The organism is Armatimonas sp. (assembly GCF_964826245.1).
Map to the genome: position 1 here is coordinate 1 of NZ_CBAYMC010000137.1, position 11,825 is coordinate 11,825.

Here is an 11,825-nt window from a genome sequence, read left to right on the forward strand (position 1 = left end):
CGAGGACCGGCGTGAGCTTTTCGAGGAAGCGGCGGGCATCAAAAAGTACCGGGTCAAGAAGCGCGAGGCCCAGCGCAAGCTTGAGAACACCGAGATCAACTTAATCCGGGTGCGGGATATTCTCGGGGAGCTAAATACCCAGGTGGAGCCGCTCCGCCTTCAGGCAGAGACGGCTCAAAAATACAACGAACTAACCGAGCGGCTCAAAGCGGTGGAGGTTGGGCAGCTTGCGGCGGACTACAAGCGTGCTAAAGATGAGCTTGCGGAGCTGGAAAAGTCGGCGGCAGATGCCAAAAAAGAGGCAGAGGCACTGGCGATCGAGGTCGAGGAGCTAGAGGCAAGCGCTCACGGGCTAGGGCAGCGCATCTCCGATGCCGAGAGCCAGATGGACGCGGCACGAATCCGGCAGCAGCTCACCATGACCCAAGTGGAGCGCTTAGAGAGCCGGATCGCACTGGCCGAGGAGCGCAAGCTCAGTGCGCGAAAGACACTGGACGCTCTGGCATCGGACTTGGAGGCGCTGGATTCGGATAAGCTCAGGCTCGCCACGGAAGCCGAGAGCCTAAAAGTGGAGGCGAAAGCGGCAGAGGCACAGCTTTCCGAGAGAACAAAGACACTCGCAGAGCACGAAGGGGTGGCTCGTGAGGCGGAGAAGGCACTTGGGGAGCTCTCCAAAATGCTCGCGGGACAAGAAGCCGACTATCTCGCCCTTGCACGGAAGCTCGCCGCCCAGAAAGCTGAGCGCGATAGTCTTCGAGAGCGCATTCTCAGGCGTAAAGAGGAGATCCGTGAGGCGAACGAGCGCGCCTCCCAGCGTGTCGCCGAGGTGGAGAGCGCTTTGCAGGAGCACGCCAAGCTGGGAGAGCTTCTTGAAACCCAAAAACAAGAGCAAACCCGCGCTGCGGCAGCACTTGCCACCGTCGCCGAGCCCAACTTCAGCGCCGCTTCGGTGCGTGTGACCGAACTCGAAGAGCTGCGCCGGAGAAAAGAGCGAGAGCTAGCGGGTTCCGAGTCCCGCCTCCGGGTTTTGGAAGAGACCGAAGCCATGCAAGAGGGCTACTTCGGGGGCGTGAAGGCGGCACTGAGCGCGGCGGCAGATGGAAAGATCTCAGGGCGCTTTACGCTCTTTGCGGATGCCATCAAAGTGCCTGCGGAGTTTGAGACCGCCATTGAGATCGCGCTGGGGGGAAGCCTTCAGGACATTATCACCGACACGGAGAAGCAGGCCAAAGAGGGCATTCGCTTTCTTCATGAGAGCCGGGGAGGACGTGCGACGTTTCTTCCGCTGGATCGCCTCAGAGATCAGCCGGTGCCCAGCTCTCTCCGAGCGGCGGCAAAGAAGTACAGTGGCGTGCACGGCTCTGCGGCGGAGCTGATTCGCTTTTCCGACGATGTCTCGCTGGCCGTTCGGGTGCACTTAGCCCGTGTGCTGGTTGTGGACGATCTGGATGTGGCGACCGAGGTCTCTCGGCAGCTCGACCGTGACTGGTCGCGCATTGTCACTCTCACGGGAGAGCTTGTTGTGCCGACGGGGGCAATTACCGGAGGGCGTGCAGGGCGACAGGGGCCTAATCTTCTCTCCCGCAAACGCGAGATTGGGGAGCTAGGCGAGGCCGTTGAAGCGGGGCGTGGGGCTCTGGAGCGCATTGCGACCCAGCAAGCCGAGGCTCGAAGTGCGGTGGAGAGTGCTCGCCTGGCCGTTCGTGAAGCCGAGAGCATGGTGCAGCGTGCCCGTGAGGCGGCTCTGGACACGGAGCGACGCGGACAGAACAAGAAAACGGAGGCAGATCGCCTGCAGCGCGAGGCGCAGCAGCTCCAGACCCGTGCAGGCCAGCTTGCTGCCTCCGGTGAGGCCGATGCCAGTCGCGAGGCAACGCTCTCTGCGGCCATTGACGAGGCGGACCGCACTGATGAGTCTACTTTGGCGAGCCGGGAGGAGCTAACGCGTCGGCAAGTGGCACTGACTGTTCGTCGGGATGAGGCGCGCGACCAGGCGCGGGTAATCGCCACCGAAGCCGCCCGCCTGCGTGAGCGTGCCGTGGGGCTGGCACGCGATGCTAAGCGTGCGGAAGAGGGGGCCGTGCGTGCCACCGTCACCGCCGACGACCGCCGCCGCCGTACACTGGAGGCCGAGAGCACGATTGCCACCGAGGATGCTGAGGCGATCCAGCGTGCCGGTGAGCGCGACATTGCCAAGAAATCTCTGGACGAGGCCGCACAGGAAGTCGAGAAGTGGCGCGAGCGCCGCCAAGCGCTGGTCAATGAGAACTTCCAGCTCACCGAGCGCATTCGGCTTGTCCAGCGCACGATCCAGTTTGCCAACGAGCGGGGACAGCAGGCTCGGCTCCGTGCCGCCCGCGTCGAGACGCAAGCCGAGACGATTGGCCAGCGCCTACAAGACGAGTACGATCTGCACCCCGACTCCGCCGTCGCGCTGACCGGTGGTGTGCCCGTTGAGAAAGACGTCGCACAGGAGATCGCCCGCCTGCGCCGCGAGATTCGGGCACTGGGAACCGTTAACTTAGGGGCTATCGAAGAGTACGAGCGGGTCTCGGAGCGTTTCCGGTTCCTCACGGAACAGAAAGCTGACCTGGAAAGTGCGAAAGACAAGCTTTTTGCCACCATCACGGAGATTGACGACTCTACCCGAGGCGTCTTCGCCGAGACCTTTGATAAAGTAAACGTCGCCTTCCAAAAATTCTTCACCCGGCTCTTTGGCGGTGGCTCGACGGATCTGGTCATGACCGACCCCAGCGATGTGCTAGAGACGGGCATTGATATTCTCGCACAGCCCCCCGGAAAGAAAAGGCAAAACCTCTCGCTTCTCTCGGGTGGCGAGCGTGCGCTGACCGCCACGGCGCTTCTTTTCGCCTTTCTGGAAGTCCGCCCTGCTCCGTTCTGCGTTCTCGACGAAGTAGACGCGCCGCTTGACGGTGCCAATGTCGAGAAGTTCGCCGACTTGGTGGCAGAGTTTGGTCAGCAGAGCCAGTTTATCCTCATTACTCACAACGCCACGACCATGGAGGCGGCTCCCCTCTGGTACGGCGTCACGATGCAAGAGCCCGGTGTCAGCCGCGGCATCTCCATGCGCGTCCCCGAGTCCACACCTGCCGATAGCCCGCCGGTTGAAATCGGCGTGTAAAAGCCTGCGGCTGAGAAATCGCTCCGCGATTGGAGTTTTGCAGTCGCTGCTTTCAATCAGCGGTTATAATCTCCTCATGCATCAAGCTAAAGAAGTGGGACTTACTTTTCATGCGCCGCCGAAGCCGCTGGCGGCAAGTGCTGTCACGCACGACTGGCGGGATTTTCTGGGGCCGAGCCACAATGGGCTCTCGACAGAGTCGCCGCTTCGGGAGACGCCAAAGCTGGTCTGGGAGCGGACGAAAGGCGAGGGGTACGCGTCACCGTGTGTCGTGGCGGGGAAAGTGATCGTCTTTCACCGGGTTGGGGAGCAAGAAACGATCGAGTGTCTAGCCGCCGAGACGGGCAAGCGGCTCTGGAAGTCTGCCTATGCGGCTCCCTACTCGGATCGCTATGGGTTTAGCGCCGGGCCGCGCTGCCAGCCGATCAGCGACGGCAAGTTTGTCTATACCTACGGCGTTGCAGGCATGCTGACGTGCCTGAGTCTTAGCTCGGGGCAGGTGGTCTGGAAGCGCGATATCGCCGCCGAGTACAAAGTGCCGCAGAACTACTTCGGGGTTGGAGCCACGCCGCTGCTAGAGGGCAACGTACTGATCGTGATTGTCGGGAAAGATGCGGGGCCGAGCGTGGTGGCCTTCGACAAAGCCACAGGTAAGCAGGTCTGGGCAGGCGGCAAGGGCTGGACGGCGGGCTATGCCTCGCCGATTGTTGCGACGGTGCACGGCCAGCGCCGTATCTTTGCCTTTCTAGGTGGCGATAGCCAGCCGACCCAGGGGGGGCTACTCTGTCTTGAGGCGACCACGGGGAAAGTTATGTTCACGTTTCCCTGGCGTGCGCGGCGCTATGAGTCCGTCAACGCCTCGGCTCCGGTAGTGATCGGCAACCAGGTCTTTATTTCGGAGTGCTACGGGATGGGTGGGACGCTTTTAGATCTCAAGCCCGATGGGACGTTTACCCAGCTCTGGACCAACAAGCGCTTTGGGACGCACTTCATGACCGCGATCCATAAAGACGGCTATCTCTACGGCATTGATGGCCACGGGCCACAGAACGCGCCGCTGGTGTGTGTGGAGCTCAAGACCGGCAAGGAGCTCTGGCGCGAGGAGCCTGAGTGGGAGGTGCAAAGCCAAGGAAAGACGCTTCGGCTCGCTCCGGCGCTGGCATCGCTGATCGCTTTCAAAGAGAAAGATCGCTGTCTGATGATGGGCGAGTACGGGCAGCTTGCCTGGCTGGAGCTGAGTCCCAAGGGCTATAAGGAACTCTCGCGAACGTCGCTTTTTGTGGCGCGGGAGTCTTGGGGGACGCCTGCGCTGAGCCGAGGTCTGCTCACGGTCTGTCAGAACGAGACCGGTGTGGAGGGCACATCGCGCCGCGTGCTCTGCTTCGATCTGCGTGGCGGGTAGAGAGGATAATCCGTTTGACCTTTTCTCGCGATTTGTTGTTTGCAAAAAATAAAAATAAATTGAAGGAATGAACTTTCTACGTGTCCAATTTGTTTAGAATGCGAGTAGTAATCTGTTCGTATTTAGAAAATGAGGAAAAAAGTGAATTTTACCGGGAAATTTACCGCTGGATCGGTTCTGTCTATTGTGGCAATTGTTCTTCCTATGAGCTCATTTGCACAAGAAAAACTAAATAATGTTACTTTTGATCTGCAAGATGCACCTATTCGGTCTACTATTGAGGCGGCATTTAAGCAAGCGGGAATCAATAACTATATTATTGATAATAATGTCGTGGGTTTTGTCACGCTTAAGATTACAGAGCAGCCCTTTGAGAATGCACTGAAGCTGATCATGCGTGCAGCGAGTGTGCCTCTCACCTACACCAAAGAGAACGGTGTCTGGATCGTCAAGCCCCGTGCGATCAATCCTAATCCGCAGGACTCGGTGCCTGCTCTCAGTACCGAAGACCTAGGGACTCGTCCCAATGCCGCTTTCGAGCGCATTAACCTGACCTATCTCGATCCGATGGACTTAAGCCAGATCTTAGGAGGGATTATTAATGTCTCCTACACCACTCGGGCGATGCAGGGTGGCGGCGGCATGGGCGGCGGCATGGGCGGCGGTATGGGCGGCATGGGCGGCGGCATGGGCGGCATGATGGGCGGCGGCATGGGCGGCATGGGCGGCGGCATGGGCGGCATGGGTGGCGGCATGGGCGGCATGATGGGCGGCGGTATGATGGGCGGTATGGGCGGTGGAATGGGCGGTATGGGCGGCGGTATGATGGGCGGTGGTATGGGCGGCGGAATGGGCGGCTTCGGCGGCTTCGGTCGCTAGCGGGTCATGATGCCTTCGCGCCATGCATAGACCGCCGCTTGCGTGCGGTCTGTGACATGGAGCTTGGCGAGGATATTGCTGACGTGGCTCTTGACGGTTTTCTCCGAGAGGTACAGCCGCTCTGCGATCTCGGTGTTCGAGAGCCCGTCCGCAATCAGACGAATCACTTCCCGCTCCCGGGTTGTCAAGGGAGACTCTGGGCCCGGGGACTCTGATGACTTGCGCTCCCCCGTGACCGCTTTCATCATCTGTGCGGCAATCGCGGGAGAGAGAGTGACCTCTCCTGCTGCGGCTTTGCGAATCGCCGTGGCAATCTCCCCTGCCGCCACATCCTTGAGTAAGTAAGAGAGCGCCCCTGCACGGATCGCCGGAACCACGTGCTCGTCTTCGTGGTAGCTGGTCAGGACAATCACCTGAGTGCGAGGGCTAATCGCCTTTATCCGGCGCGTCGCTTCCACTCCCCCCATTCCGGGCATGAGCAGGTCCATCAGCACGATATCCGGGGCAAGGGCCTCACAGAGCGGGATGGCCTCTTCGCCACTGCCCGCCTCACCCACCACTTTAATATCCGGCTGGGTCTCTAGAAACGCCCGAACTCCTTGACGCACGATCGCGTGGTCATCGGTGAGCAGAACCGTGATCTCGTCCATTTAGAGCATCCGGATGGTGTCTTCCATCCCCAGAAAATCGTCCATACGGGCGGGGCGGGCGGCGCCATCACAGCGCACCACGATGCAGCAGCCCGCGCCGGGCGTGCTCAGGAGCTGAAGCCGACCACCCGGCAGGTCCTGTGCCCGCTCACGCATCGTGTGGAGCCCGAAGCCCTCGCCGCCACAGATTCGGCGCTGGCGGGCATCGAAGCCGCGCCCATTGTCACGGATCAGCAGACGAACTCCCCCCGCATCATCGCGCCTGAGAGAGACCTCCACACGTGTTGCCTCACTGTGCTTACTCGCATTGGCAAGGGCTTCTTGTGCGATCCGTAGCAGGCCATTGGCCGCCTCGGGCGCAAGGGGCGGAAGCTCATCGCTCTCAAACGTCGTGGCGATACTATTGCGGCGGCTCCAGTCACTGACATGGCCCTTGAGCAGAATCGCGAGCGGGGCACCCTGCGCGCTGACGGGCCGTAGCTCCTGCAAGACACTGGTCAGGTCGCGCTGGGCCTGCTGGGCAAGGTCGTTGGCGGTGTCGAGGCGCGTGAGGGCCTGGTCGGGCTGTGCGGGAAGAAGTGCCTTGGCCGCTCCAATCTGCATCGAGGCGGCAAAAAGATGCTGCTTGACCGTGTCATGAAGATCCCGCGCTAGCCGGTTGCGCTCTTCTAGTGTGGCGACATCTTGCCGGAGCGCCATTAAGTCTTGAAGCTCAGCGGCCATACGGTTCAGGCGGCTGGCGAGCTGGCCCATCTCATCGGGAGCCTCGGGAGCCATCGCCGTAAAGTCGCCGCGTGCCCAGGCATCGGCGGCACGGGTCATGGCATCAAAGCGCCACGCGAGCCGTCGTGCCGACAGATAGCCCGAGATTCCCGCCACCACGCCCGACGAGAGCGCGAGCACCAGCGCAGAGGGCAGGAGGCGCTCTAGGAAGTTAGAGCTGGGCTGGCTATCAAAAAGGCCCAGCAAGACAAAAAATCCCAGAGTCGCCAAGGCTGTGGTCGCAGCGGCCTTGACATGCGACTCCCGGAGCTGGGTGCGTAGGCGCGGAGGGGGCGCTTTAATCATAGCCTTAATTGTACGTCGCCGTAGCGCATTTCCCCTCAGTCTGGAGACGGATTTTTGATGTAATATCCCTTTGGTTCCTAAAAATTGATTTCTTGACATAAAATAAACTAAGTGCTATAATTTTTGATGAACGGTGCCGTGATGAACGGTGCCGTGATGAACGGTGCCGTTTCCATTTGTCTGAAAGACAATTTTAGAGATAAGCACCTGTTTTCTAAAACGAGAGTTCGTAGAGGTGTAATAATGATTGATGAACTTGAAAATGACGATGATGTTCGTGTGGATATTAACGAGTGTAAAACTTGTAAAAGTGTATGGCGACCAACTAGGCGAAATGTTTTACAAGCTGCTGCTGCTGTCGTCGCTGCTGGTGTTCTGGTTGGGAATGCTGACTCCGCAGACGCAAAACCTGTTTTGATTGATTGTGATGCTGAGCACCTACAGTGTTATCAAGACGCACAAACTGCTCATGATATTTCTGATGCAGACTGTCTTGCGAATGAAACGGGTTTAGCCCAGATTTTATGTCGGATGAAAGCTAATGGTGATCATGCTCGTGCTGTTGCTGCTTGTGAAGTTGAATATAGAGCGTGTGTGGCACTTATGGTAGCAGCAGCAATGGCTCAAGCAGCAGTCGAGGCTCTGCAGTGGATACTGGTACATCCAATTGAGGCTGTTATTGGAGCTATTATTATTATTGGAGGTATTGCTTTACTTATTATAGCATGTCCTCCTCCTGCAACAGGACTTTGTGTCGCTGTAATTTGTAGTGCAGTTGCTGCATGAAATGGAGATTGTAATGAATACTAGAGATATGCTTAAACAAAGAACTAAGATGGGGGAAATCATTCTTTCGAAAACGATGAATCGAGTTCGTCCCGATGAAAAGATAGAAATAATATTGATTGAGATAGATGCTCCTGAAGAACATTTGCTGTCAGGTAAAAATAGTCACTGGACTTGTAATCTAAGACTATCAGGACTTCCTCAAATCATTACATGTAGTGGTCTTAGTTCCTTAGATGCTGTTAGTTCTGCATCGTATATGGCCGCTGATATCCTGAAGTCTTTGCCTTTTGCTGGTGATATTGATATGAGTTTACTGCCAAATTATGGTTTGCCAGTCTCTCCTCTTACATCTCCAGCAGACTTAGCTAAGGAACAAGAGCGAGCAGATAAGCTAGAAGGTCGGTTAGCTCTGTCATGGTATCCACAAAAATCTGTGTGACCGGTTGATTCATAAATATCCTCCCAAGGAGCAATGTACTTCTTGGGAGGATATTTTGTTTTGTCTATTCGCTAAGTTATCACTGCGATGTAGTCTGGAGACGGATTTTTAGCGATCCCCAGCGGCGTGGAGAAAGGCTTCTTCGAGGGGTGTGTCGGTGGGGACGATGAGATACTCTAGCTGGTAGCGCTGGGCGAGCTCGGCGAGGCGCTGGCGGATGTCGTCTTCGAGCCTTAGTCCATGGCCGCTCTCCTGCAGCTCGGAGCGATCCATCAGGTGAACCAGCACCACGCGGTTTTCCCCGGTTAAGAGCGCGGGAGCACCCCACTCCCAGTTGCGATCCCGAAAGTCGGAGAGCAGGATAAAGAGCGAGCGCCGTGAGCTACGGCGCATGCGCTTGCGGAGCGCCCAGGCAAAGTTGCGCGTCCCGCCCGCTCGTAGCTTCTCCAAATAGTCTAAGAGCTGGGAGATGTCCTCGGGGTGCTGGACAATGGGGCTCCGTGTGCCGCGTGCCGGAGAGAGTGCTGTCACCTCAAAGCGTAGGTCGCGCTGGGTGGTGGCATAGCCGAGCATGGCGGTAAAGCGCCGGGCAAAGTCGAACTTCTGGGAGGGCTCAGGGGGGGTGTAGCCCGCGAAGGTCATGGCCAGCGATGCGTCCAATAAAACATGAAGCGAGGTGGTCTCTAGCCGCAGCAGGCGAGCCAGCATGCGCTCAAAACGAGAGGATTTTCGAGTGGGCTCTGTGCGTCGCCCTAGCCGGAAGAGAGAGTCGCTGCGGGGCGTGCGGCGCGTGGGGCGGCTTGGGTGTGCCTCGCCTGTCTCGTTATCGGGGAGCGCTGTGGCCAGCCTTTGCAAAAACTCGGGGTCAAGAAGCATTCTGGTTTTCCGTAATCAATCCTCGAACATGATTTGCCCACTCAGACGTGGGGTAGAGCCGCAGGAACTCCGCAAAGATCGCTAAGGCGTTGTCGCGCTGTCCTAGCTTCTGTAGGTGCAGTTTACCCAATTTTAGCATTCCTAGCTCGGCATCGGTGGTGTAGGTGAAGTCGCGGCAGAGATTGGCCAGGGCCTGACGGGCCAGCTCGTACTGCTGGGCATCTTCACAGGCGCTGGCCACCCGCTGCAAGAGCCGCACTGGAAGGGAGACGCGCAACAGATTGGTCTGGGCATCGCTGTAGATCCGGGCCACGGCGGCGGCGTTTCCTTGCTTGGAGAACAGGTCCAGAGCCTGCGTGAAGTAGCGGTGCGCCGTCTCTTGCTCCCCGAGGCGGACGTGCACCAGCGCGAGTGTGTGGGCCAGGCCGCCATCTGTCGGCGTGCGGACGAGCAGCTCGCGGTAGTAGCCTGCCGCCATGGTCAGGTCGCCCGCCGCCAGCGCCTTCTCGGCGTCCTCGATCCCGTACTCACGGGCGCTCTGCTCCAAGACCCGGAGCGGGAAGGCGATCCCAAAGCCAAAGAAGAAGCCAATCAGGTGCGCGGCATAGGCGACTTGATCCGCTCCGTGGTCCACCAAAGAGCGAATCGCCATGAAAACCTGGAGCACCATCACAATCCCGACCGCCACGGCTGCCGGAACCGCCGGAATCCAGAAGAGCCGGACGCGCGTTCGCCAGAAGCGCACCGCAAAAAGCCCAAGGACGCAGAAGATCGCCCCGGAGGCACCGACCATGGGAGTCCCTGCCGAGCCGGGAAAAAAGAGCAGAACCGCCCCCGCATGCCCCAGTCCCGCCACCAGCGCCCCGGTCAGGTAGGCCAGCAGGTAGGGGAGGTTGCCCAGTGCCTCTTCGACATGCACCCCGATCACATAGAGCGTGATGAGGTTGCCTAAAAGATGGAAAATATCGCCGTGGAGGAAGGCATAGCTCAGGAGCGCGGCAAGCTGAAGGTGGTTGGGCACCAGCGCCCACTGCCGGATAAGCTCCTCGCCGCTGCTCATGCTCCCGAAGAATACAACCGTATTGATCGCCAGGAGCCCCACGGTCACGAACGGAAAACCCGCCACGCCCCCGCGTCGCCGTCGCATCGGAAGGATCGGCGTAAAGAGCAAGACCAGCAAGGCGACCAGGATCAGCAGAGCCAGAAACAGCATAGATACCGTGCAGTATACAGCCTTCGATTGATTCTCGGAATGGTGGCGCTACGAATGAACCTTTTGGTCGTTGTGGGGGACAAAAGCGCAGGAGAAAACAATTCGATGCGCCTTACTGCCCTTGCCCTATCCCTCTGTGCCCTCGCGGCCACAACACCATCTGGCTAAAGCGCGTCGGCGATGATCTTGCGGATCGTGGACTCTTGGTCTTCGATGCTCTTGCACAGCGCGAACTGCACCAGGGCACGCTCCAGGTTATGGCCTCGGTGATCCGCGAGGAAGTAGACATCGCCCGCGAGGTGGTCCGTGAAGAAGCGCAGGCCCAGCTCGAAGGCGATCAGGCGGAGCGAGTCGAAAAGATACTCATAGTCCGCAGGCGTGAGGAAGTGGTGGGCTTGCTCCAGGTAGCCTGAGAGAATCGCCTTGGCCAGCTCCGGCTCGAAGCGCACGGCGTCGAAGTTCTTGGTCTCTTCTCCGAGAGGGTTACACGCCGAGCGCAGGCCATCGCCGATATCGTAGTGGACTAAACCCGGCTTAACAGTGTCGAGGTCAATAATGCTGATGGCCTGCCCGGTTGTGGTGTCCATCATGACGTTGTTGATCTTCGGATCGCCATGAATGGGGCGCAGTGGGAGCCTCCCCGCTGCTTTGGCATCTTCTAGGACACTTGCTAGGCCGCGCCGTGCTTCGACAAAGTCTAGGCCATAGCGCACCTCAGAAGTGATCTCGGTCTTGTGGCTGGCGGCGATTTTGTCGAAGTGCGCCAGATAGCCCGGCGCGATATGAAAGCCGGGAAGCGTGTCGGCGAGCTGCTCGGCGGGTAGGTCGCTGATCAGATTGTGGAACGCGCCTAGCCCAAAGCCCACTTCGTAGGCATGCACTTCGTTCTGGGGGGTGGTGTAGGAGCGGGAGCGGGGGATAAAGCTCAGGGCACGCCAGTACTCGCCCTCCGGATCGAGCCAAAAGTCGCGCCCATCTTGGGCGGCAATGACCTTTGGTGTCTCCCAGCGACGGCCCTTATCCAGCGGCGCGACGGCAAGCTTGCGGGCGACATGCTCGGAGAACGTGCGGATATTGCGCATCACCAGCTCGGGCTGCGTAAAGACTGTCTTATTGATCCGCTGGAGAATGAAGCGCTCCGCATCGGCGAGAGTCACGACATAGGTTTTATTGATATTGCCGGTGGTGTCTTGCTTGATCTCCACGATCTCACTGTCTACCGGAAACTGATGCGCAGCCTGCTGTTCCAAAGTAAATATCCCTAACGAATTGCGATTGTCAGCGGGATTTTACCACACTCTCTCTTTCCTTTGATTCTTGAGCGCAAATGCCGCCCGTGAGCGGAGCTTCTCGTCGGTGTCGCGCTC

10 protein-coding genes are annotated in these 11,825 nt (G+C 58.7%); 5 read left to right on the forward strand and 5 right to left on the reverse strand.

The annotated features are described in order from the left end of the window. From smc to AC1XOS_RS13705, 3 genes are all read left to right on the forward strand, one after another. The coding region (gene smc / locus AC1XOS_RS13695) for a chromosome segregation protein SMC (protein WP_481962784.1) at positions 1-3,142 on the forward strand (3,142 nt) is incomplete at its 5' end. 76 nt (positions 3,143-3,218) lie between these two features. Next, on the forward strand, positions 3,219-4,544 hold the full coding sequence (locus tag AC1XOS_RS13700; RefSeq protein WP_481962785.1) for a PQQ-binding-like beta-propeller repeat protein: 1,326 nt from the start codon (positions 3,219-3,221) through the stop codon (positions 4,542-4,544). 204 nt (positions 4,545-4,748) lie between these two features. Next, positions 4,749-5,423: a hypothetical protein gene (locus AC1XOS_RS13705; protein ID WP_481962786.1), complete on the forward strand. Its 675-nt coding sequence runs from the start codon at positions 4,749-4,751 to the stop codon at positions 5,421-5,423. Here AC1XOS_RS13705 and AC1XOS_RS13710 read toward each other — a convergent pair. Both AC1XOS_RS13710 and AC1XOS_RS13715 read right to left on the reverse strand, forming a co-directional pair. Beyond that, entirely contained in the window at positions 5,420-6,073 is a 654-nt protein-coding gene (locus tag AC1XOS_RS13710; RefSeq protein WP_481962787.1) for a response regulator, read from the reverse strand. The two genes, AC1XOS_RS13705 and AC1XOS_RS13710, sit on opposite strands and share 4 nt — an antisense overlap. After that, positions 6,074-7,141 carry a sensor histidine kinase gene (locus tag AC1XOS_RS13715; RefSeq protein ID WP_481962788.1) on the reverse strand — a complete coding sequence of 356 codons (1,068 nt, stop codon included), beginning with the start codon at positions 7,139-7,141 and terminating at the stop codon, positions 6,074-6,076. It abuts the gene before it with no gap. Positions 7,142-7,267: 126 nt separating this feature from the next. On the opposite strand from AC1XOS_RS13715, the gene AC1XOS_RS13720 reads away from it, so the two are divergent. Both AC1XOS_RS13720 and AC1XOS_RS13725 read left to right on the forward strand, forming a co-directional pair. After that, positions 7,268-7,927 carry a twin-arginine translocation signal domain-containing protein gene (locus AC1XOS_RS13720; RefSeq protein WP_481962789.1) on the forward strand — a complete coding sequence of 220 codons (660 nt, stop codon included), beginning with the start codon at positions 7,268-7,270 and terminating at the stop codon, positions 7,925-7,927. Next, entirely contained in the window at positions 7,911-8,369 is a 459-nt protein-coding gene (locus tag AC1XOS_RS13725; RefSeq protein ID WP_481962790.1) for a hypothetical protein, read from the forward strand. Before AC1XOS_RS13720 ends, AC1XOS_RS13725 begins: the two co-directional genes overlap by 17 nt. A gap of 108 nt (positions 8,370-8,477) precedes the next feature. On the opposite strand, the gene AC1XOS_RS13730 is transcribed toward AC1XOS_RS13725, so the two are convergent. From AC1XOS_RS13730 to AC1XOS_RS13740, 3 genes are all read right to left on the reverse strand, one after another. Further along, entirely contained in the window at positions 8,478-9,245 is a 768-nt protein-coding gene (locus tag AC1XOS_RS13730; protein ID WP_481962791.1) for a DUF58 domain-containing protein, read from the reverse strand. Further along, positions 9,235-10,458 (reverse strand): rhomboid family intramembrane serine protease, encoded by a 1,224-nt coding sequence (locus AC1XOS_RS13735; RefSeq protein WP_481962792.1) that lies wholly within the window; start codon positions 10,456-10,458, stop codon positions 9,235-9,237. Before AC1XOS_RS13735 ends, AC1XOS_RS13730 begins: the two co-directional genes overlap by 11 nt. A 164-nt stretch (positions 10,459-10,622) precedes the next feature. After that, positions 10,623-11,708 carry a phosphotransferase enzyme family protein gene (locus tag AC1XOS_RS13740; RefSeq protein ID WP_481962793.1) on the reverse strand — a complete coding sequence of 362 codons (1,086 nt, stop codon included), beginning with the start codon at positions 11,706-11,708 and terminating at the stop codon, positions 10,623-10,625. Positions 11,709-11,825: the final 117 nt, after the last annotated feature.